The sequence below is a fragment of the Algoriphagus winogradskyi genome (assembly GCF_900182815.1).
Lineage (GTDB): Bacteria > Bacteroidota > Bacteroidia > Cytophagales > Cyclobacteriaceae > Algoriphagus > Algoriphagus winogradskyi.
Genome location: NZ_FXUA01000005.1, coordinates 216,719 through 240,783, shown reverse-complemented (window position 1 = coordinate 240,783; position 24,065 = coordinate 216,719). Strand labels below are relative to the sequence as shown.

The 24,065-nt window shown below is 41.0% G+C and carries 11 protein-coding genes; 5 read left to right on the top strand and 6 right to left on the bottom strand.

All coding sequences use genetic code 11. The features are described from left to right. The first annotated feature begins 254 nt into the window (after positions 1–254). Entirely contained in the window at positions 255–6,506 is a 6,252-nt protein-coding gene (locus QOL76_RS14285; RefSeq protein WP_283413650.1) for a beta strand repeat-containing protein, read from the top strand. 246 nt (positions 6,507–6,752) lie between these two features. On the opposite strand, the gene QOL76_RS14280 is transcribed toward QOL76_RS14285, so the two are convergent. Both QOL76_RS14280 and QOL76_RS14275 read right to left on the bottom strand, forming a co-directional pair. Then, positions 6,753–11,066: an AsmA family protein gene (locus QOL76_RS14280; protein ID WP_283413649.1), complete on the bottom strand. Its 4,314-nt coding sequence runs from the start codon at positions 11,064–11,066 to the stop codon at positions 6,753–6,755. 1,189 nt (positions 11,067–12,255) lie between these two features. Further along, positions 12,256–13,290 carry an RluA family pseudouridine synthase gene (locus QOL76_RS14275; RefSeq protein ID WP_283413648.1) on the bottom strand — a complete coding sequence of 345 codons (1,035 nt, stop codon included), beginning with the start codon at positions 13,288–13,290 and terminating at the stop codon, positions 12,256–12,258. A gap of 58 nt (positions 13,291–13,348) precedes the next feature. Between QOL76_RS14275 and QOL76_RS14270 the strand changes: the two genes are divergently transcribed. After that, positions 13,349–14,266, top strand: coding sequence for a 1-aminocyclopropane-1-carboxylate deaminase/D-cysteine desulfhydrase (locus QOL76_RS14270; RefSeq protein ID WP_283413647.1), 918 nt, complete (start codon positions 13,349–13,351; stop codon positions 14,264–14,266). Here the strand turns inward: QOL76_RS14270 and QOL76_RS14265 are convergent. From QOL76_RS14265 to QOL76_RS14255, 3 genes are all read right to left on the bottom strand, one after another. Further along, positions 14,256–14,891, bottom strand: a complete 636-nt coding sequence (locus QOL76_RS14265) for an AlbA family DNA-binding domain-containing protein (RefSeq protein ID WP_283413646.1) — start codon at positions 14,889–14,891, stop codon at positions 14,256–14,258. The two genes, QOL76_RS14270 and QOL76_RS14265, sit on opposite strands and share 11 nt — an antisense overlap. Positions 14,892–14,918: 27 nt before the next feature. Continuing rightward, positions 14,919–16,961: an excinuclease ABC subunit UvrB gene (gene uvrB, locus QOL76_RS14260; RefSeq protein ID WP_283413645.1), complete on the bottom strand. Its 2,043-nt coding sequence runs from the start codon at positions 16,959–16,961 to the stop codon at positions 14,919–14,921. Positions 16,962–17,024: 63 nt separating this feature from the next. Beyond that, positions 17,025–18,215, bottom strand: a complete 1,191-nt coding sequence (locus QOL76_RS14255; RefSeq protein WP_283413644.1) for a lipoprotein N-acyltransferase Lnb domain-containing protein — start codon at positions 18,213–18,215, stop codon at positions 17,025–17,027. 41 nt (positions 18,216–18,256) lie between these two features. Here QOL76_RS14255 and QOL76_RS14250 point away from each other — a divergent pair, with 41 nt between their 5' ends. The 3 genes from QOL76_RS14250 (at position 18,257) to QOL76_RS14240 (ending at position 22,576) form a co-directional block, all read left to right on the top strand. Continuing rightward, entirely contained in the window at positions 18,257–20,569 is a 2,313-nt protein-coding gene (locus QOL76_RS14250; protein WP_283413643.1) for a T9SS type A sorting domain-containing protein, read from the top strand. A gap of 197 nt (positions 20,570–20,766) precedes the next feature. Beyond that, positions 20,767–22,080, top strand: coding sequence for a gluconate:H+ symporter (locus tag QOL76_RS14245; protein WP_283413642.1), 1,314 nt, complete (start codon positions 20,767–20,769; stop codon positions 22,078–22,080). A 22-nt stretch (positions 22,081–22,102) separates the two neighbouring features. Next, positions 22,103–22,576 (top strand): RidA family protein, encoded by a 474-nt coding sequence (locus QOL76_RS14240; protein WP_283413641.1) that lies wholly within the window; start codon positions 22,103–22,105, stop codon positions 22,574–22,576. 82 nt (positions 22,577–22,658) lie between these two features. Here the strand turns inward: QOL76_RS14240 and QOL76_RS14235 are convergent, their stop codons facing one another. Beyond that, positions 22,659–24,053: an MltF family protein gene (locus tag QOL76_RS14235; RefSeq protein ID WP_283413640.1), complete on the bottom strand. Its 1,395-nt coding sequence runs from the start codon at positions 24,051–24,053 to the stop codon at positions 22,659–22,661. Positions 24,054–24,065 lie beyond the last annotated feature (12 nt).

The following is a 24,065-nucleotide window of genomic DNA, read 5'->3' as shown; positions in this document are numbered from 1 at the left end:
ATCATTCTTTTATTAAGAGCCAATCTGCATATAGATTGGCTTTTTTTATTTCCAGTTTTAAGATAATAATGGAATACACCCATTTTTCGAATAGGAAACAGTACTTTTCCTGAATGCTTTATTATTCCCCACTTTGAGAAGACTTTTATTTATAGGCAGTTATAGTAAATATGAGGATTCAAATAAATAAAAATCACTATATTTGAAATACATTTTTATAGTGTTAAAATTCATTTCGCTCATAACCTCAAAATATGGTTAAACAGCTACTCAAAAGCATACTAATTCTTTTGCTGATTTCGATCGGCTGGAATGCTTATGGGCAAAACCCTAGAATTTTAACTACTGGGACTACTTTTACTGTTCCTGCTAATACTAAGGTTATGAAGGTAGAAGCTTGGGGAGGCGGTGGATCAGGGGGAAATGACAGAGGTGCTGGCGGGGGCGGCGGGGCATACGCAAGATCATCAATTACAGGCCCATTTGCAGCTTCATACCCTTATGTAGTAGGTTCTGGAGGAAACAACTCTGCAGGAGGTCTTACAACTTTTGGATCTGGGCCAGCACTTGTTTCAGCTGGTGGGGGAGGAAAAGGTGGCGATAATTCAGGGGCTTCCGGGACTGGAGGAACAGCAACTATTGGCAATGAATCAATTATAAGTGGATTAGATGGTTATACTAGAAGCGGAAATAGCGGAGGAGATGGGGGAAATGCGGGGAATACTGCAAATGGTGGGGGCACTGGAGGAGCTGGAGCAGGAGGAGCAGGTTCACCTGGAAATCCTTCAGGAGGCGGTGGTGGTGGATCTGGAAATGGAAATAATACAAGGCCTATTGGTGGTCTAGGTCAAATTAGAATTTCATATATAGCCCTAACCTCCGCCACAAATACAGACGCTCAAACAGTTTGTACTGGAACTGCTATCACTACAATTACTTACAGTGCACCAACAGGATCGCCTACAGTAAATATTACAAACTTACCTACAGGAGTTACCTCGTCTTACAATAGTGGTACAGGTATAATTTCGATTACAGGAAACCCAACAACTACCAGCATTTACACAATCTCGGTAACAACCTCATACGGAGTCAGTTTAACTACAACTGGAACTATCACGAGAACTCCAAACCAAACCGTAGCCGCAGCTTCTTCAGCGCCTACAGTTTGTATCAATACTGCTTTAGCAACTTCCATCTCTCATGCTACTACAAATGCAACTGGTATTGGAACAGCTACCGGATTGCCTGCTGGTGTTACTGCTTCCTGGTCTGCAAATACAATCACAATCGTCGGTACACCGTCCGTTTCCGGTACTTTTAATTATTCAATCCCTGTTCAGGGATGCCTTAGCTCGGGAGTTAATGCCACCGGTACAATTACTGTTACTGCTAACCAAACAGTAGCTTCAGCTTCTTCGGCTCCTACTGTTTGTATCAATACTGCTCTAGCAGCTTCCATTACTCATGCTACTACAAATGCAACTGGAATTGGAGCACCTACCGGATTGCCTGCGGGAGTTACTGCTTCCTGGTCTGCAAATACAATCACAATCGTCGGTACACCGTCCGTTTCCGGGACTTTTAATTATTCAATCCCTGTTCAGGGATGCCTTAGCTCGGGAGTTAATGCCACCGGTACAATTACTGTTACCCCAAACCAAACCGTTGCCGCAGCTTCTTCAGCTCCTACTCTTTGTGTCAATTCCCCTCTAGCAACTTCAATTACTCATGCTACTACAAATGCAACCGGGATTGGAGCACCTACCGGATTGCCGACTGGTGTTACTGCTTCATGGTCTGCAAACACAATTACAATCCTCGGTACACCGTCCGTTTCCGGTACTTTTAATTATTCGATCCCTGTTCAGGGATGCCTTAGCTCCGGAGTTAATGCTACCGGTACAATTACTGTTAACCCCGCAACTTCAATTGATAGCGAAAATTTAGTAGCTCAATCAGCTTGTTTTGGTCAAACATCCTTCTCCCCAATTTCAGTTACTGCTAGCGGTACAGGAACGTTATTTTACCAATGGTATAGTAATACAAATCCTCTGAATTCTGGAGGATCGCCTATTGGAACTGATTCCCCGACCTATACTCCTGATGCTTCTACAATTGGGACTTTATACTATTATGTGGTCGTAAACAGCGATTGTGGTCCAGTTGCCACCTCAAATATATCAGGTGCATTTATAGTAGATCATATAACAGCTATAACCACTCAACCAGACACCTCCGATAGAGTTGAATGTTTTGGGGATGGATTCAATCCTTTATCGGTAACTGCAGTTGGCGGTGATCTCACTTATCAATGGTATAGCAATTCAACACAGACAAATACAGGAGGAACTGCAATCCCTGGAGCTGGAGCAACTTCCGCCACCTTTACTCCACCTTCCACCACTGAAGGAATATCCTATTATTACGTAGTTGTTACAGGAAATTGTGGAACAGAAACATCAACTGTTTCAGGTGAATTTAGAGTAAACCCTCCTAAAACTGTAATTGACACATCCCCATCAACGTCTAATGAATCGAAGTGTTTAGGAGAAGCATTCCCAACTTTATCAGTATTAGCATCTGGGGAAGGGAGTGTAAGCTATCAATGGTATAAAAATACTACTGCCTCTAACAGCGGGGGAACTTTAATATCAGGGGCTATTAGCGAGGATTACACCCCTTTATCTGACGAAATAGGCACCTTTTATTATTATGCCTTAGCCTCAAGTAATTGTGGAACTGTTCCTACAGAAGTCTCTGGATCATTTACAGTATATGCACCTCCAACTGTAACAAATCCAGCTACAGCAAGTATCTGTAGTGGTGCAAGTCCAAATATTTCATTGACAGCAAGCGTCCCAAGTAGTTTCTCTTGGACGATTGGAACTATCACAGGCGGGATAACTGGAGCAAGTGCAGGATCAGGTGCAACCATCAATCAGACATTAACTAACCCGAGCAATGCAACTGCTGGTACAGTTGAATTTATAGTTACACCTACTTCTACAACAGGGTCATGTCCAGGTGCTCCCTACTCAATAACTGTAACGGTAAATCCAACACCAGCTGTAACCAATCCAGCTACAGCAATTACTTGTAGCGGAACAGGTCCAAATATTTCATTGACTGCAAGTGCTCCGAGTAGCTTCTCTTGGACGATTGGAACTATCACAGGTGGGATAACTGGAGCAAGTGCAGGATCAGGTGCAACCATCAATCAAACTTTAACTAATCCAACCAATACAACAACTGGCACAGTTCAATATATTGTTACACCTACTGCTACAACAGGGTCATGTCCAGGTGCTCCATACACCATAACGGTAACGGTAAATCCTTTACCTACGGTAACAAATTCGACATTATCACAGACCATTTGTTCTGGTGGAAGTACAACAGCAGTCACCCTTAATTCTGGAATAGCGGGAACTTCCTTTGCTTGGACTGCTAGTGCAACGGCGGGCGTTTCTGGATTTACGGCAAGTGGATCTGGACCAATTCCAATAGAAACTATATCCACTACTGGAACAACACAAGGAACAGTAACTTATGTAATTACTCCGACTGTAAATGGATGTCCTGGTCCAACTAAAAATTATTCGGTATTGGTGAACCCACAACCAACCGTCACAAACTCAACGTTATCACAAACCATTTGTAGTGGTGGCAGTACAACTGCAGTAACACCTACATCAGGTGTGGCAGGGACCACTTTTACTTGGACAGCTAGTGCAACAGCAGGCGTTTCTGGATTTACAGCAAGTGGTTCCGGACCGATACCAATTCAAACTATCACTACAACCGGAACAACGCAAGGCACAGTTACTTATATAATTACTCCAACCGCAAATGGTTGTCCTGGACCAACTAAAAACTATACAGTTTTGGTAAATCCTCTAGCTACAGTTTCTGCTCCATCCGTAGCTTTCCCAAGCGTTTGTATAAGTAGTCCAGCTCTAACTCCATTTACTCAAACCACCTCAGGTGTCACGGCGATTGATCGACCTGGAGTACCTGGAGTTAATGGTTTACCACCAGGTATTTCTGCTACATTTTCTGGAAACACCATTACTTTCTCTGGTACAGCAACTACCACTGGCCTTTATTCCTATTCTATTCCTTTGACCGGAACATGTGTTACAGGTCCTGCAACAGGAACAATTGATGTGACACCAAATTATCAATTATCTTCTGTATCTTCTGTATCGGCCACCAGCGCTGGTGGTACCGCAACTGTTACTGTTAATGCCGATCCACTACTTGTGACAAATGGCACATATCAAGTACAATATCAAATAGCTCAAGGTGTAGGTTCTTTTGGCCCAATTACTACATCTAGTAATTTCACAATAAACAATGGAAGAGGCAGTTATGGTATTACCCCAATTAATAGTCTTACAGATACCTATACAGTTCAAATCGTAAGTATTCGAAAAATAACAGATGCGTGTTGGGTTGATCTATCAGCTTCTCCTCCAACCACCTATTTCGGAGCATGCTCAGCCGTTTTTACAACAAATACAACATTCTATGTTCCACCTAATATTTACAGCGTCACCATTCAGGTATATGGCGGCGGAGGAGGAGGAGAAAACGGAGCTGGTAAAAAAGGCGGCGGTGGTGGCGGCTATTCTACTAGAACTATTTCAGTTACCCCAGGTGAAGCAATAGCAGTTTATGTAGGTGCAGGAGGAAGCAAGGAAGTAAATGGTGGAACTTCCTATGTAACAAGAGACTCTAATATTGCAAATCAAATTGGCAATAGTTTGCTATATGCAGAAGGCGGTATATCTGGAGCAGGAAATGCAAATGGAGGAAAAACAGACTCAAGATACCCAGGAGGTTCCAATGGAGCAGATGGAACTATATCTACTGGGGGCAATGCAGGAGGCCCTTTAGGATCAACAATTGGAAAAGGAGGCGACTCAAACAACTCGGGTAATAAGGGGCAAATAAGAATATCTTATTCTTGCCCTGATGCTAATAAAACTGATTGTGTGGAATATGTAGATGATGGAGCAACTACAGGAACCACGATTATTCGATATATCTGTGATGGTGTCTGGAATGCACCTGAAGGATTAACTGACTTTTCTGTACTAGTAGGTGGAGCCGGTGGCGGTGGCGGTTCTGGAAATGGTGGTGGTGGTGGTGGAGCAGGCTCCTTAGTAACTCAATCTTATAGCATTTCCAATCCATACGGAATGCCTGCTGGATCAAATTATACAATTACAACAGGCATAGGAGGGGTGGGTTCAACAGGCGTTAATATCAAAGGAGCAAATGGTTCTTCATCATCATTTACAGGCTCAGTAAATGGAAGCAGTATAACTATGACTGCTATTGGAGGTGGAGGTGGAGCATCAGCATCAACTGGAAATTACGTAGGGAACATAGGAGCTGCTGGTGGTGGTGGAGCCGCCAATAGTGGAAGTAAAGGAAATGGAGGGACTCCAAACTCGGCAGGAAGTACTGGAGGGTTGGTATATGCAGGCGGAGCAGGAGGGAATGGTGAAAATAATCAACAAACAGCAATAGCAGGTGGTGGCGGAGGTGGAATAAATACTGACCCTGCTTTGGCAATAGGTCAAAATGGAAAGGCCGCAGGGCAAGGGCAAGGTGAAGGGGGAAATGGGGGGCAAGGTGCTTCGATAAACTTTGGTGGAACAATAATAAACTATGGCGCCGGGGGAGGAGGTATAGGAGCTCTATTCAATGGTACTGATAAAATTGGAATAGGTGGTATTGCTGGTGGACAGAAATTAGGAGGTGATGGAAATTTAATTGTTACTGCAAACGGAGGAGTTGGATACCCTGGTGTACCTTATTCCGGGTCAGGTGGAGGCGCTGGATACAACGGAGGTGGAAAAGGAGGAAATGGAGTCGTCTATATTTCTTTCTTCAACTACCGCATCCTAGAAGTATCCTACCTCTATTTCAAAGCTGAATACAACCCTGACAACCGAACCGGCGAACTCACTTGGGCTACCTCCCAAGAATGGGAAAATGATAGATTTGAAATAGAAAGAGCTACATCTAATGATTTGACTTCTTGGACTAAAATCGGAGAAGTGACAGGTCAAGGATACAGTGACTCTCCTACTGAATACAAATTTGAGGACACAAATCTACCAGCAGCAGGAGGAAATATTCTTTATCGATTGAAACAAATCGATGTGGATGGGTCATTTGCGTATAGTGTTACTCGGTCGATTCAAGTGAAAGGACTCAAAGGCCAATCCACTTGGGTGGTTTATCCTAACCCAAGTAGTCCAGGAAACTACGTTACAGTAGATCTACTCGACAGAGGAAGCTTTAGAGACGAGCAAATACATATTAAAATATCAGATGTAAAAGGAGTCTTCAACTCCTATTCTGTCAGATCAGTAGAAGAGGTAAGTCTAGTTGTCAATGATTACCTAGAAAAAGCAGCCCCAGGGGTTCACATTGTTCAACTAATCTGGGGACCACAAAGCGAACAACTCAAAATCCTAAGAAGGTAAAACTCTTAGTAGATAAATCAGAAAAGCCCTTATGAAATTAATCTCATAAGGGCTTTTCGTTTTGTAATTAGCAATGGTACCTCTTCACTCCTTTTCCAATCTCCTAAGAAACATGACTTTGAACATAGTTTTCAAGTACCAATCTTCTATCTCTAAGTGTAAAATTGTCAACCAGAAAAGCTATTTGCATCATACAAAAGAAAATATACTAACAACGGAAAACTGCGACTGACCACTGAAAGCTGATCACTCGTCTTCCTCTTTTCGCTTTGGTACTTTTGGTTGTCCTAGTCCTATGCTTCCCTTCAAGCCACTAAAAGTAGCACGCCACCAGCCCCCGAAAATGAATTTGGATTTATCCCGCTCGAAGTAAACCCGAGAAATGACCCGATGATTAAAGAATTTTCTGGGATTATTACTTTTTGTAAATGCATTTGCCAGAAAGGTCATGATCCCAAGTTTTCCTTTACCCCTTTCTAAGGTCAAAGAATCCAAAAACTCAATCTTTAGATCTTCATATCTAAAGTTCATTTTGCCTCTAGCTACATCATCATCCATTCTGAAATTCCACTTTCCGTCAGTAACACGCCCATCTACCACTTTTAGAAAAACATTATTCGCAAGCATAGTATTAAGAAGAGAAAGATCGAATTCTCCCAGCTCAACATCTACATCCATAGGGTACGGTGCGCCAAAAAACATATTTGCATTTAATTTAACATCCCCTTCTCCCATAAGTTTCGCAGTGGCTGACAACATACTGGACTTCAATGGAAACTCCTCACTACTCTTGCGCATCACAAAAGGAGCTATAGAAGCATTAACCTCTTCGAACCTTATAGAACCCGGGAGCATAGCTTTTGGAGCAAACTCCTGATATCGTATAACCCCATTATTCAAAATCACAGAATCAAACTCTAAATCAAATGGGGAGTTCTGCATTAATGCTTGAGGCATAGGTTTGATTACACCTTCTTTTAGTGGGATTCTCTTATCTCTAAAAACATCCACCTCAAAACCATTAACTCTTAAAGCATGGGCTTTCAGGTTTTTATTTATGAAATAAGAATCAAAATCTATGTCTTCAAGCCTGATCTGATGAATAAAAGCATCCATTGCATTGTCCTGATACCCTTTTCTACGCAAAAAATCATAGCGCCCAAAAGCAGGCTGGAAATAAATACTATCGATGACGATGGTATTATCCAGGTATCTTACTTTTCCGAGCTTCAACTTATTCATGCTATCATTTGTATAAATTTGATAGTTTGAAATAGAAAGACTCAGGTCCTTTTCCAGCAGAAACTGAGGACTCAGCTCTGCATTTTTATTCATCAGATCATAGTTGAGTTCCTGTAATCCAAAATTGACTTTATGAAATGCCATTTTTGGAATCTGACCACTCTCCTTGTTATGAATTCTAATATCTCCATTATTGATTAATATATCCTGAAGCAATACCGACTCAATTAGCCCTAGATTTTTTGGGCTAGAGTTACCTGATGATTTTTTAGTCTTAGGAGATTTTTGGGCGGTATCAAGATATACATTGATTTTAGGATTTAGTAGACGAAGCTGAGTCAGGTCAACTATGCCTGTTGATTGAATATCTCTGATTCTATTATTCCTCACGCCCAACTCATCGATTTTGGCAGAAAATATGGGCGAGCCTGGATTGCCAAAAGTGTTACTAGGAATAATTTCAAAATTTGAGAAAATCGTCTCGTCTGCTGTATTATCAACAAAGAAATTTGAGAAACGTATCGTATGGATACTATCCGGCAATGCATAGGAGAAATCATTGAGATTGAGGCTGATCTCATCAAACAAGCCTGCAATATCTTCCCTCGCATTTGCAGCAGAATCTAAGATTAAGCCTTTTATCTCTAAGTCAAAATCGGTTTGTATAGATTCAAACCCACTTTCCCCTACTCTGTAATTCAAACTCAATTTAGAATTTGTAGCCTCTATTGCTCCAATAGAAACAAGTTGAATAGATTTTGGAAGTGTTTTTTCAGTAACTGGCCCAGCTACATCTCCAGTTTTCTCCCTCTGAAAATCCCGATTAATCTCCAGATTAATCGTACTTCCATCCACTGCAAGTTTTTCTAGCTGTAGCTCATTTTCAAACAAAAAAGATTCAATATCTACCCCTTCAAAAGAAACTCTGGGCAATTTTAAAGATAATGCGATTTTACTGCTTATCGAGTTACTTGGACTCAGCGTAAGGTTTTCAATCTCTATGGTCTTAGAGCGAGAATTAAAGCGAAGTCCGTCAGTATCTACCTTATAATTCCCTCCCGCTACACTGAAATCATACTTTCTTAATTTCAAGTCAATTTCATCCGAAAAAAATGTCCTATCCGGGCTTTTCTCAAGCCCTCTTTCAAGGTAAAATCCTTTTAGACTCAATGAAAGACTGTCTTCACTCAAGGCTAAATCTTTCTTACCAGCAAAATTTCTGTATTGAACCTGTCCATCGCTGAAACTAATGGAATCAATTTGAATGGAAGAAAAATAGGATGTCAGCAACTCCTTAATTTCATCTGATGATTCCAGTTGACTAGTAGTTATGGACGCAGCAGATCCAGCATTTTTCTTTCTAAAACGAGTGAGACTAGCCACCGGAGAAGGGACAAGAATTTGATTGATGATCAGCTTCTCATCCATGTAAACTGACATTAAATCTATGCCCTCGACACGGAATTCCGGAACTGAAATATCCAAAATCACAGATTTACCATAGGAATCCAGAATGGTTTGTACTGAATCTGGATTTTCGGGTCTTAGGGTGAAATTACTCACCACAACACGTGAGTTCTTACTATCTATCAAGACTCTGTCTGCCAAAAACACATGCAGGTTATCTCGCAATTTCAATCTGTACTTATCTAAACTAAGAACCATCTCCTCCGCTAGGAATTGGTTTCTGACATCACTGTACAAATTCGGTTGTAAAAAGACTTTTTCTAGCAATAGGTCAAATTTCTCAAAACCAATATCATCACTTCGAACACCTTTATCATTTTTAAACTGAACCTCCCCATCTCTAAGATCCATTTTTCCGATAGCAAGCTCATCCATATACCCGGTCAAAAGCTCCTTCACCGGCACACCCTCTGAATTCTCTTTGCTTTGTCTAAGTTCTGTTATTTCCACCTTTGGAGACTGAATGAGCATTTCATCAACGTTAAAAACGCCCTCATTATATAGCTGCTTCAAGTTGGCTTTCGTTAACGCGAGTTTAGGCAGGGAAATTCTCATGATGTGATTTGCCTGTCCACTTTTCAAGGCATCTTCCCTAGGCTCTATCCGGATATTTTCCACGATAATCTCATCCTTGAACGAAGAAACACTCACTCTGTCTCCATAGATCACATGAACTTCATCTGATAAATACAAGTCTGCATTTTGAATATCCATTGCCGCATCTTCGCCATAGAAAAATTGATTGGATTTTCTGGATTCATCAGCTCCCAAATAAAAATTAATCATCTTGAAGTCAAGCTTCTGAATATCAATTCGATTTTTGAGCGTATCTACCAAACTATAGGTACTGAATTTCCCATTATTGACAGATAATTCCTGAACCTCAAATGACTTTAGAATCCCTTGAATCAATTCATTAAGATCACCAGTTGCAGTACTATCCTTTTCACTGATTAGGTTTTGCTCAACTTTAAATCGAGGATCGTTTAAGACTATTTCATCGATGACAACATTTGAAGACATAAAAGCCTCATTCAAGTCAACATTTCCTACCCGAAGCTCACTTAGATAGACATCATAGTAGGATTTGCTTTGAATGCTTTTGTCCGGACTTAGTTGAAACCCGTTAATTAAAATCCGATTATCAAGAGAACTGACATATACCTTCTCCGACTGAATAAAATGCACGCCATCGGGAAGCGGGAAGTTCACATTTTCCAAGTCAAATTCGAAACCTCTGGCATTAAACGGAGTAGCCCATTCTTCTTTAGTTGCCCAGTTGATATCTTTTACAATCAATCTAGTGTTCTCTGCTTTTAATGAATTTTGGCTCAGAAAATTTAAAAAGAATAAATCTGCATGATTTATTTCAAGTTCAGTAATATAAACACCGGTAAAATTAATCTTACCAATTATCTTCTTTAACTCATCCTCGAGGGCTTTTACCGGAGAACCATCTTTCTGCTCATTCTGAATTTCCTCCTCCTTGTCGGGTTTGTTTTTATTGGGTGGTAAATCCATACTTATGTTAGGATTGTCAAAATCCAATTTACCTACGTACAAAATACCTTCAGAAAAGTCAAACCAAAGATTTCTTAACGCTAATTCATCTAAGGTTAGATCAAATAAGGGTTGGTTTTGACCTGGTTTACGTTCACCTATAGGCTCCATCACTATGCCATCCATGAAGATGCCTCTTCTTAGCAGCGAAAATCTAACCCGATTAAAGTCAACTAAATAAACATCCTTAGCAGCTTCATTGATTTTACGCCTAGCCCAGTTGGAAAGCACTAGGTTGGATCCAAAATACACAATGAACTCCAAGAAAAGTACAGCCAAAAAAGTAAACATGACCCACCTGAGTATTTTCTTACGAAAAGGGTGTTTCGAATGCTTATCTCTGTGCTCTTCTGTCATTTAGTTGGTTTTTTGTCTAAAATAGACAATTAAGACAAATGTAAACGAAAAAAGCAGCACCTAGGTGCTGCTTTTATGCTGTAGGAGAAGGATTCGAACCTCCACGGAGAAGTTAGGCAATAGTCCGGTTGAATTACGCTTTTTACTCGATTCTCCACCCCCGAGACAGGAGGGCTTGTCTGCCAATTTCAACATCCTACAATGAATGTGCAATTTTATTGGCCTTATGCCAATTGGATTGGTTCAAAACCAAACCAAAGTTTAATAGGTCTGAGAAGCAAAATATATGAGAGAGCTAAACGGCTGCTTTACTACCATCTTTTATTTTGCTGGCTCAAAATTAGAAATACCATTGGTTTATTAAAATTTTGATAACAAATAATTTATTTTTTTACAGTATCGATACTAAAAAGCGAGTAAAATAAACTTTATCACAAAATATAGGCGAATTTATACTATCAAATTAATGATTTAATAATGACAAAACCCGCCAATTAAACCAAATCTTATTGTGCATAATTAATGAAAAGCAAAATTTACAAGAACATCAATAGGTTAGCGTTTATTTTGGTAGAATATAGGTCCTGCAGAATAGGGTGCTAGAAAAAACAGGACATAAAAAAAACCATGAAACAAAATTTCATGGTTTTAGTCAATTAACAATAAACCCAAAATAACCTGCTGTAGGAGAAGGATTCGAACCTCCACGGAGTAGTTAGGCAAATTTACGAGCTCGCTAAATGCTTTATCCTATGACCTCCACCCCCGAGACAGGAGGGCTTGTCTGCCAATTTCAACATCCTACAGTGTAGTGTAATTTCAATGTATTCTGAGTGCTTTGAGAGTAAACCGTTTGTTTTTCCCTCTTTGTATGATTCAAATATAGAAGGTCGGTTTATTTATTGCAAATAATTCAAAAATAAAACTGAATATTTACATTATTTTTAATGAAAACGTTTGATAAATACCATATCATCAAAATCTACTGTATTATCGAGTTCAAAATTGACTATTTCTTAATGATTCATACTAATATTGCCAATACAGCCTAAAAACAGCCATTTTATTGCTGAAATCATATCATTTAGACACAATTATTGCGTAATTTTTAAACATAAGCATCTTATTCAAAGTTGACATAATTCTCCCACTTATCTAATGCTGACTGAAAATCGGCAGGTAAAGGTGCTTCAAAATATAGTTTCTCATTGGTCACTGGATGAAGGAAGCCTAGGGATTTGGCATGAAGTGCCTGGCGCGGTAAAAGCTCAAACGTATTATGAACGAAGGTTTTATACTTTGAGAACTGGGTCCCTTTTCGGATTTTATCCCCTCCATACATGGCATCATTGAAAAGCGGATGGCCTAAGTATTTCATGTGCGCCCGGATTTGATGCGTACGGCCAGTTTCCAGATTACACTGTATTAGTGACACGTACCTCAACCTTTTAAGTACTTTCCAGTGAGTGACTGCATGCTTTCCTTGACTTCCGTCTGGAAATACATCCATGATCTTACGGTTTTTGGCACTTCTTCCTACATGACCAGTCACAGTACCCGAATCCTCTTCCGGCTCTCCCCATACCAAAGCCAAGTAAGTACGCTCTATCGTATGGTGAAAAAACTGCTTTGCCAAATGAGTCATCACCTCTTCAGCTTTTGCAATCACAAGTAACCCTGAAGTATCCTTATCTATTCTATGAACCAGCCCAGGACGGCCTTCATTACCTTTCATTTCCGGCAGATGCTGAAAGTGATACACCAGACCGTTGACTAGAGTCCCCGACCAGTTACCGTGGGCAGGATGTACCACCATTCCTGCAGGCTTGTTGACAACAAGCAGGTACTTGTCTTCATAAACAAAATCCAGCGGAATAGGCTCAGGAACCACTTCGGTGTCGCGGGGGGGCTTGCCCATCAACACTCGGATATCATCAAGCGGCTTCACCTTATAACTTCCCTTAATAGTTTCTCCATTTACCTGGATTGCTCCAGCATCGATAGCTTGCTGTATCTTGTTTCGGGTAGCAAAAGCAATCTTGCCTGTCAAAAATTTATCAATTCTAACTGGGGTCTGACCTTTGTCGATTACAAACTTGTAGTGCTCATAAAGCTCTAATTCTTCCTCGTCAAAATCTTCGTCTGGGTGCATGCTCATGCTGCAAAAATAGGATTATCAGGCTTAACTTTGACACCTCTGTCAAAAAGCACCTCAAATGCTACTTCCAAAAACAATTCCTACACAAGTTATTACACACTCTTTATTAGAAGAAAAGGGAATCGAATTGGCCATTAAGCGCCTGGATCTCATTCACTCTGAAATTTCTGGAAACAAGTTTTTCAAACTCAAATACAATCTAGAACAATCCAAAAAAGAAGGGAAAAATACGATACTAACCTTTGGAGGGGCTTTTTCTAATCATATCTACGCTTCTTCTCAAGCAGCGAAAATTGAAGGATTGGAATCAATTGGCATGATAAGAGGGGAACGGACCGAACCACTCAACCCCACACTTTTGCATGCAGAGAAGCTCGGGATGAAGCTTTACTTTATTGACAGAATTGCCTACAGAAATAAAGCAAAAACTGATTTTTTAACTGATCTGAAAGAAAGATTTGGTGATTTCTACCTCATCCCAGAAGGAGGAACTAACGAACTTGCCATCAAAGGCACACAAGAAATCTTAGACTTAGAAGATCAGCTATACTCTCATATTTGTTCTTCCATAGGAACTGGGGGAACTTTCGCCGGACTTTATGCCTCACTTGGCTCAAACCAAAAATTACTTGGATTCTCTTCTTTAAAAGGGGAATTCATTCACCAGGAAATTACTGGGCTAATTGAGAAACACAAACTTTTAAGTAAGGGCACTTACAAGATTTTCACCAATTATCATTTTGGGGGCTATGCCAAACACAAATCAGAATTAATAGAATTTATTTGGTGGTTTTATGAAAACTTTGGACTAGTTCTAGACCCTATCTATACTGGAAAAATGGCCTTTGGAATCTGGGATTTGATCAAAAAAGACTATTTCCCTATAGGTTCAAAAATTCTTTTGGTTCACTCGGGAGGGTTACAAGGAAATAGCGGGTTTACGGCAAGAACTGGTATAAAGCTCCCTAACTTTTGAGGGTAAAAAAGTCTTCTGACTCCTGTGGGTGAATCTGTAGCACATTAGCGAGCACTAGGCGAACCAAAGTCTTAGAGGCTAAAAACTTGGGCAGATTTGCTAGCTTAGCGAATTCCCTGAGCGTGATTTTTTCAGATTCTCCTAATGCCTTCATCAATATCTCTTCTTTTCTCCCATAGGTAAATACCATATCTCTTGGGTTTTTCCCACGCCTTAATATTTCCCAAACTTCCCTGCTCGCTTGTACTGAGCGATCAGCCACACGAATGAAAGCCTGCTTTCTGTCTTTTTCTTTTAAATAATGTGGTCTATTTGGGCTGCAAGAAATCTTAAAAACTGCTACACCTTTTTTCTCATTTAGTTTGATAGAAAATAATTCATACGCTAATGGTGGAAAGATCAATTCTTTGATTGCATTTTCCATCACAAAGATTTCTTCTTCAATAAATCGTTGGCCACTGACAGTGCCGTCATCATCTACACCGATCAGCAAATCGCCGCCCGAAGTATTTGCAAAGGCAATTAACTCACGGACAATCTTCTCAGGATAGGTTGCTTTCTTCTTAAACTCTATTCTCAGTCCCTCACCTTTTGCAGCAAGCAACTTTACCTCTTGAAGCGTCATTATTACAATTTTTTTGCCCTGTCAACCCTATTTACTTACCCCACGATTCAATTGCTCCAATCTAGATTTTTGGGACTGCCACTCATCGCGTAGTCGCGCAGCTTCCATGAAATTCAATTCCTTCGCTGCCTTTTCCATTAACTTCTGAGTCTGAGTGACCAATTTCTCCAATTTGTCTTTGCTTAAATATTGCACCACTGGATCGGCAGCCATACTTTCTTCACCAGGCATTGGTTCGGCGTAGAACTTAGCGTTTTTCTTGGAGTCCGCAACTTTAGTTTGTCCCATAATCTTATCATGAGATTTCAGAATTGTTGTCGGGGTGATGCCATTAGCAGTATTGTATTCGATTTGTAAGGCACGTCTTCGCTTGGTTTCATCTATCGCTAACTGCATGGAATCAGTAATTTTATCGGCATACATAATCACTCGCCCTTCCGAATTCCGTGCCGCACGACCAATAGTCTGCACCAGACTCCGCTCATTTCGGAGGAAACCTTCCTTATCTGCATCCAAAATCGCCACCAAAGAAACCTCCGGCAAATCCAATCCTTCCCTCAAAAGGTTTACTCCAACCAATACATCGAAGATACCTAAGCGTAATTCACGTAGAATTTCTACCCTATCGAGTGTTTTTACTTCAGAGTGAATATAACGTGACTTTACGCCAGCCCTTTCAAGGAATTTCTGAAGCTCTTCAGCCATCCTTTTGGTTAGAGTTGTGACCAATGTCCTTGCACCAGACTTGATCGTCTGATCTATTTCCTCCAGCAAATCATCTATTTGATTTTGGCTAGGTCTCACCTCAATCGTAGGGTCCAAAAGTCCTGTAGGACGAATAATTTGCTCCACGACCACTCCCTCCGTAAGTGAAAGTTCATAATCTGCAGGTGTCGCCGAAACATAAACCACCTGATTGGTCAGATCCTGAAACTCTTCAAATTTCAAGGGACGGTTGTCCAAAGCAGAAGGGAGTCTAAACCCAAAATCCACCAAGTTGATTTTTCGGGATCTATCTCCTCCCCACATAGCACGTACCTGCGGTAGTGTCACATGGCTTTCATCTACTACCAAAAGAAAATCATCCGGGAAATAGTCTAACAAGCAGAACGGCCTAGCTCCTGGAGCCCTCCGATCAAAATATCGGGAGTAATTCTCTACCCCAGAGCAGTAGCCTAGCTCACGCATCATTTCCAAATCAAACTCCGTGCGTTCCTGAAGACGCTTAGCCTCCATGAACTTCCCTTCTCTTTCGAAGAAATTCACTTGATCCACCATGTCATATTGGATCTCATGTATAGCGGTCTGCAAGGTATCCTTACCAGTCACAAACAGGTTTGCAGGGAAAATCGAGATGATTTTTTCATCATTAAGTTTCTTACCTGTAGCTGGATCAAATCGCTGAATAGCTTCAATCTCATCTCCCCAAAAGAAAATTCGATATCCCCAGTCAGCATAAGCCACAAAAATATCTACTGTATCGCCCTTCACTCTGAAGGTTCCGTGTGTCAACTCATGCTGGGTTCGGCTATATAATATATCCACCAGCTTAAATAGCAACTGATTTCTAGGAATCCTGTCCCCTTCCTGAAGTTTGATGACATTTTTCCCAAATTCATCCGGATTACCAATACCGTAAATACAAGACACAGAAGCAACCACAATTACATCTCTCCTACCTGTCAGCAATGCCGATGACGCGCTCAATCGTAGCTTCTCGATCTCCTCATTAATAGAAAGATCTTTTTCTATATAGGTACCAGAAGTGGGTATAAAGGCTTCCGGCTGATAATAATCGTAGTAGGAAATAAAATACTCAACCGCATTTTCTGGAAAAAATTGCTTGAACTCTCCGTACAGCTGAGCCGCCAAAGTCTTATTATGACTCAGGACCAGCGTTGGTCTCTGTGTTTGCTGAATAAGATTGGCAATGGTAAAGGTTTTTCCAGAACCAGTCACGCCTAATAGAACCTGGGCCTGATCGCCGTTATTGACTCCAGCCGTCAGTTGTTCTATAGCCTTGGGCTGATCTCCTGTAGGCTGATAATCTGAGGTAAGTTTGAATTCCATAAGCTTCGTCCGAAAATACCTAACACCAACCCACTATGCAAAAGTTTAGAGGGAAAGAGAAAATTACTTTTCTACCTGCTTAAACTTCCCAACATTATAATACAAATAGTTTGTTCTAAGGATCAGCACCAAAAGCAAAGGAATTAGACTAGGGTGAAAAGATTGCCAACCCAAAATCCAGAATACCACTGCAGCATCAGCCATAATCAGGGCAAAAAGAAGGTATTTTAAAACCCAAGGTTTTATGGTTTTTCTAAGTAAAACAATCGCCAATACTAAATGCCCTGGAAATGCCCAGAGTATATTCCAATTGTACTTGGTAGAAGGAATTTCCGATCCTATCCACAGCAAAGTCATCACCAATCCTACGATCCCTAATATTCCAAAAAATGCAATATCAAATCCCACGAATAGCTTTTTCTTCTTAAATCCAATGAACGTAATCCCTGTAAATACGAACGCTATCACCCAAAAAATCCAATAGGGATTGATGGCTCCAAAAGAACCTTCCGGTTTTTCAAAATTCAAAATCACGCTACTTTTCTCCACCAAAGGCCGGGTAGGCCCATCTCCCTGGATCTCAGCTCTGGAAAAGGCACCTTCCACATACTTAGGCAGAAACTGCTCTTCCAGTGGCGTCGCATCCCTGTCCAAGCGGGAACCCAGTGCCAAATCAATTCCCAAATCTGACCAGGTCATATAGTAAACCATTTCGTCGATCAACTCTCTGAAAGTACTTTCAACAGGCTCTCGAACTTCATCATGCCAGATCAGCTGATCTCCCAGGACCGTGCTGATCGCATCACGCACTCGGGTAGCACAATTATCAAAGAAAAAGTCGTAACGATAGGCCCTATTCTCAGGCAGGTAATTCGTCTCCAGAAACCGAATCAAATCCAACTTCTGCTGCTCATTTAGACTCAATACCTGTTCCCGTACGGAGCGCTGGAAGTAATCATATTCTGCGATAAAGCGATCAAAAGTTGATACCGAGAGGTAGTAATCCAGTCTACCTCCGGCAAAATTCAGGACGAAATTAGGCGCGCCAAAGTCAAAGGTCCCATAGTTATACACCACATCCCTCCCCGTAGTCAACTCGATCACCCGAATCCCACTATGCCCAAAGGAACTATAGATCTCCTCTCCGGGATCACAAGTCAGTAGAGAAATTTGGTATTGCTGGGCTTTAAGTGCACCTAAACCACTGACAATCAATAAAAAAATAAAACTAACTATTGTTTTTTTAAAATTCATTTCACTAAATTAATAGACGCTTTTTCAGAATACTTTTTAAAATGAAAACACGGGGCAAAACGTTGGCCTGGAAGGCACTTTTTCAATGCCGAATATACTTCATATTCTCGGCAGTTACACTTTATTGCCTTTGGTTCAACCTTTGCCTTTGCCAAGAAACAGGCTCATATCGTACGATTGCATCTGGAAATTTTAGTACGGTTTCTATCTGGCAAATATATGATGGAGCAATTTGGACTGCAGCATCAGTAAAGCCCAGTCAGACGAATGATATTTATATTGATAAGAATCATAAAGTTACCTTGACTGGTAATGAAGAAGTAAAAAGTCTCTTTATCAATGCTGAAACAGGAGCAGGAGAAAAATTTAATATCAATGGTAGAAATATTAATATTTATGGATCTCTGCAAGCATTCTCAGGTGCTGCACCGGGAAGCCCAAGTGGAACATGGAACAGTCAAAACTGGATAGGCAATTCCATTACAAGTACACTTACTTTTAAGGGGAATTCAAGAATAATTATTCCTAAAAACGCTTGGAGTGGCTTTACCACCCAGAGTAGGTATACAGTCATATTTGACCCTGGACCTGGGGTTATTTTGACAATTGAAGAACCATTCAAAGCTGTAAAATTCATAGTTCGGTCTGGAACTTTACACCAGAAATTAGACACTTCAGTTATGCCTAATTTTTGTTCATCTCTCTCGTTTAATACAGAAACAAGCTATTATCCCCCAGGCGCTTTTGGTGATTTCCTTATTGAATCAAATGGAAAGTTCATTTCCGAGTGTAATGAAAACATCATTGCCAGATCAATTTCAGGATCTGTTAGTGCTTTACTTTTCGAACTCCAAACTGGTGGAGAGTTGATCCTAGAAGGCACGAGCCCCAGAATTGAAGCAGCAAATTTCCGAATGGAGGGAAAAGTGATATTCAGAGGGGGATCATCCACCAAGTCCATTCTAGCACCTACTTTCGCAGATGCAGGTACCCTATCATCTTTTCACCATATAGAAATACAAGGATTACAAAATGTCCAATTCCCCTCCACTTTGACAATCACAGGAGATTTGTCTCGCATTGGTTCAGGTCAATTTCTGACCAACAATTCACACCTTACTTTTTCAGGAACTGCCGATCAGGAAATTGTGGGATTTGCTTTTAGCCCTCAGGATTTAACTGTCAATAAATCAGACGGTAAGCTCAAGTTAGATCAAAACATGAGCGTACTTCGAAACCTCACCATGCTTGACGGCAAACTGGATTTCCAAAATAACAGCCTCACCATCAATACCTCGAATTCTGGAGTATTGAATTATCAAGCTGGTTCTTGGGAAAACTTATCATCATTTACCTATGCGAATGTGCCTATAACTTTTACTGCTACGAATGGCTCCTTTCCCTTTGGCGATCGATATCATGGAGGTATCCGAAAAGTGCAATTACTTGGCATAAATGCGGGTGGAAATCTCACCATCAACTACACTGAATATAAAGGAGCAGATTTCAATCCAAGTTTCAATGATTTGGACGGCACTCCAATTCTCTATAGGTTATTTAGTTATTTCAATTTTTCGGGGTTAAATACGAGCACTAACCCACTTGAATTACGAATATCAGCGCAAAACTTAATCGTCGATGAGCCGGAAGATCTTAGACTGGTGTGTACGGGTTATGCAGCTCCGGGAACTCATATAGAAAGTTCCGATGCAACTAACCTTTGGGCTATTAGAAACCTAACATTTGACGATCTGCCAGGTAAAAACTTCACAGTAGGCAGTTTCCGAACATTGAGTATTCTTCCTGTCACCTGGCTTTCACTTTCTGTAAGTTTCAAAGAAAACATAAAACATATCACCTGGTCGGTGGCAGGTGAAAATGAGAATGAGAAATTTGAAATCTACAGATCTGATTCCCCTTTGACCAAATGGGAAAAAATCGGCGAAGTGCCCAGCCAAGGCAATTCAGACTCTCCTGCCTTCTATTCTTTCTCTGACATTAGCTTATCAACTCCTGTCACAACTTATTATCAAATTAGACTGATAGACCTTTCAGGCCAATCATCTTGGAGCAAGGTTGTAAGATTAGACAAGCTCTCGGGTAACATTAATGATCAATTCTCAATTTTTCCAAACCCTCATTCCAGTGGCAGCATCCGAGTTATACTGCCTGAAAGCTATAATGCTGAAAATACTCAAGTCTTCATTTACTCGACTCAGGGAGTTTTAATTTCATCATTTGGCTATAGTGAAATCAAATTCACCGAAGAACTACAGCTTTTGAAGCCGGGGTTTTATTTTGTTACTTTTTCTAATTCAGTAAAATCTCTTCAAACTAGATGGGTTAAGAAATAGTCCTGAGCGTTCCGTCAAAAGCAAAAGTCCAATTTATAGTTCCGAACAGTTCAATAAATACGCCCTTCCGAGACTGATCTCTGCGACTGATCACAGACCAATTTGTACTCTGTTTCTCTACTGGCAACAATCTCCTATTGTAAAACTCTTATTCGCCAATGTTTTTTATCTTAGTCGGCTAAACCCAACCTATTCCTATGACCATTCTTCTAGTACTGCTCAGCATAGCGATCCTTGTGCTGCTGATTGTATGGGCTAAGCTCAATCCATTCTTGGCATTTCTGATCGCTTCCATCTCTGCAGGCTTTCTGCTTGGTCTTCCGGCAGATCAGATCGCCGGATCTGTGCAGCGTGGTATGGGTGGCTTGCTCGGAGACTTGGTGATCGTAATTGTGATGGGCGCCATGTTGGGCAAGCTGGTTGCAGAATCCGGTGCCGCGCAGCGAATCGCAGGCTTCCTGATGAAGATCTTTGGCCAAAAACACATTACCTGGGCTATGGCTATCACCGGTTTGGTAGTGGGCATTCCCCTATTCTACAATGTTGGTTTTGTGCTCCTGGTCCCTCTGGCTTTCACCGTAGCTTATCAATATAAAATCTCAGCAGTGTATGTGGGAATTCCCTTATTGGCGGCGCTTTCGGTGACACATGGTTTCCTTCCTCCACATCCCTCTCCGGCTGCTTTGGTTGCACAGTTTGACGCCAATATGGGATTGACGCTGTTCTACGGCTTTTTAATTGCAATTCCGACTATTGCTCTTGCAGGACCTCTTTTCGCAAGAACGCTGAAGAATATGAAAGCAGAACCGCTTAAGACTTTTCAGGCAGAGACAAAGCCTGAGTCTGAGTTGCCTTCAACAGCGAACAGCTTTTTCACCGCATTGCTACCCGTTGTTTTACTTGTAGGGACCACTGCACTAAATTTAAATATTCCCAAAGAAAGCAGCTTAGCGCCAGTGATTGCTTTTGTAGCTGATCCGGGAATAGTAATGTTGATTTCTGTCTTGATTGCTACGTTTACGCTTGGGCTTAAGCGCAATTTCACCATGAAGCAAATCATGGATCTCTATACGGTAGCTACCAAAGACATCGCAATGATTTTACTGATCGTAGCTGGCGCGGGTGCTTTGAAACAGATTTTTACTGATACAGGTGTAAGCTTAGTGATTGCAGAAGGACTTCAAAGTTGGGATATTCATCCATTGATTTTGGCTTGGATTATTACTGCAATTATCCGGGTTTGCGTAGGATCAGCTACAGTAGCAGGGCTTACCACTGCAGGAATAATCGCTCCTTTAATAACCACCATGAATGTGGATCCAAATCTTCTGGTTCTTTCCATAGGGGCAGGAAGTCTGATGTTTTCCCATTTCAACGATGCAGGATTTTGGATGTATAAGGAGTTTTTCAATGTAAGTATCAAAGACACCATCAAATCATGGTCCTTGATGGAAACAATTGTAGCTGTGGCTGGATTGGCCGGTGTCCTGATCTTGGACATTTTTGTATAAAAAATTAGAAAACACTCCCATTATGGAAACTCCTGAAAGCAACTTCACCAAACTTGGTCTTAACCTTCCACCAGCACCAAAACCGCTGGGTGTTTACAAACCATGCCTAATCGATGGCAAATACTTGTATCTCTCCGGCCATGGTACTGTACAAGAAGATGGCAGTTTGATCATGGGAAGAATAGGCGTAGATATGGATATTGAAGCCGGAAAACTTGCTGCCCGACAAGTTGGACTTGCGATGCTGGCAACTATCAAAGCCAATCTAGGTTCACTGAATCGAGTGAAGCGTGTGATCAAAGTACTAGGAATGGTAAACTGCGACTCCTCCTTCGAGCGACATCCTTATGTAATCAATGGCTGCAGTGAATTATTCATGCAGGTCTGGGGTGAAGAAAATGGTGTAGGAGTAAGATCTGCTGTGGGAATGGGTTCCTTGCCAGGAAATATACCTGTAGAAGTAGAAGCTATGTTTGAGCTACACGAAGGAGCGTAAGGCTTCATGTGTCACGTTTTGAATCCCAGTTTAGAATGGTCTGTGTTACACAGACCAAGGCAGGAAAGCTTTAGGAAGGTGCTTAAGGCTGCACCAGCGCTTTATAGGATTCGAACACGCTCATGACGTCCTTCACGTAATTCACTGCCAGATGTCCTTTGGCAAAGCCACTTTTGACTATAGGATCCCGGTAATAATCGGGATCGCTTTTTAGCTCTAAAAACTCAGAAACCGATGACCAAGACTGAGTGTTTTTACCATACTTCAGCGTCAATCGCCAAGCATCTTCTACATGACCATGACCGATATTGTAGGAAGCCAAAACAAATTTCAATCGCTCTGAAGTATCGGGAACTCTTTCCATCCAGAACTTATCCAGGTATCTTAAGTACCGAACCCCTCCCATTAGTGACTGGGTTGGATCATTTGGATTTTCCACTCCAAATCTTTCTAATGTAACTGGCATCAGCTGCAGTAAGCCTTTCGCACCAGCATAAGAAGTAGCTACCGTATCAAATCTCGACTCCTTGTAAACCAACGAAGCGAGCAAGCGCCAATCCCAACCTAACTGTTCAGCACCACCTTTGATTATCTCATCGTAAACAGAAATCTGATTGCCCGCTAAGGAAGAAAATGGACTGTTGCTCCTGAAATAACTATTCTTAGAATTCAGGAAGTACTTGGCATAGAGGTCTGGAATAAATCTCTTTTGCTTTTCTTCCAACCACTTATTCAATGAAACAAGGAGTTTTGGAGCATTTTCCCGCACTACCCAAGACACATCTCCTTCCTTTTGCACTTTCCATGAGATATCTAAACCTCCATAATAAGTGGCATTGGCTTGAGCAATATTTTGATCAGCTATGGTCCATTTGATTTCACCTTCAGCCACTTTATCAATGAGTGTTTCTTCGTGATCAGGGGTTGGAATAATAGTATATTTTAATTGAAGAGAATCTTTAAGATTGCACAGTTGACTTTTGTACACTGCACCCTCCCGCACATAGATTGTATCTGAAGCAAGTTGATCCCAAGAAGTGATTTTGCCGGAATTTTCATTTCCCACCAGAACTGTATTCATTTTCCCAAGGGGAAGAGAGAAGGAGGTTTTCTCGGAGCGTTCTATGCTTTTTTCAAGGTTCATGGCAATTAAATCCACTTTTCCCTCCTGTAAATAATCGAAGGCTCGATCAATATCTGAAACCAATACTAGGTGCAACTGAACATTCAATCGCTTAGCAAGGTCACGAAGCAACTCATATTCGTAGCCCATTCTTCGTCCTCGGTAGATATAGTAACCTGTTGAATTATTATCCACCGCAGCTCGAATAAATCCCCTATTCTGAATTCCTGGAAGGTCAAGTACGTATGTATCTTCCTTGGAAATAGGCCCAAAATGCTTCTCAATAAAAGTGCATTGCACACCAAAGAGGAGAAGGATTAAAAGGGAGGAAAATAGAATTATTGCTTTTTTCATTCAGTAGAGTCG

Coding starts and splice junctions, on each gene's coding strand:
- QOL76_RS14245 (WP_283413642.1), top strand. CDS start 20,767: ATGACCATTCTTCTAGTACTGCTCAGCATAGCGATCCTTGTGCTGCTG.
- QOL76_RS14265 (WP_283413646.1), bottom strand. CDS start 14,891: ATGACGCTTCAAGAGGTAAAGTTGCTTGCTGCAAAAGGTGAGGGACTG.
- QOL76_RS14270 (WP_283413647.1), top strand. CDS start 13,349: ATGCTACTTCCAAAAACAATTCCTACACAAGTTATTACACACTCTTTA.
- uvrB (WP_283413645.1), bottom strand. CDS start 16,961: ATGGAATTCAAACTTACCTCAGATTATCAGCCTACAGGAGATCAGCCC.
- QOL76_RS14235 (WP_283413640.1), bottom strand. CDS start 24,053: ATGAAAAAAGCAATAATTCTATTTTCCTCCCTTTTAATCCTTCTCCTC.
- QOL76_RS14250 (WP_283413643.1), top strand. CDS start 18,257: ATGAAAACACGGGGCAAAACGTTGGCCTGGAAGGCACTTTTTCAATGC.
- QOL76_RS14280 (WP_283413649.1), bottom strand. CDS start 11,066: ATGTTTACTTTTTTGGCTGTACTTTTCTTGGAGTTCATTGTGTATTTT.
- QOL76_RS14275 (WP_283413648.1), bottom strand. CDS start 13,290: ATGAGCATGCACCCAGACGAAGATTTTGACGAGGAAGAATTAGAGCTT.
- QOL76_RS14255 (WP_283413644.1), bottom strand. CDS start 18,215: ATGAATTTTAAAAAAACAATAGTTAGTTTTATTTTTTTATTGATTGTC.
- QOL76_RS14285 (WP_283413650.1), top strand. CDS start 255: ATGGTTAAACAGCTACTCAAAAGCATACTAATTCTTTTGCTGATTTCG.
- QOL76_RS14240 (WP_283413641.1), top strand. CDS start 22,103: ATGGAAACTCCTGAAAGCAACTTCACCAAACTTGGTCTTAACCTTCCA.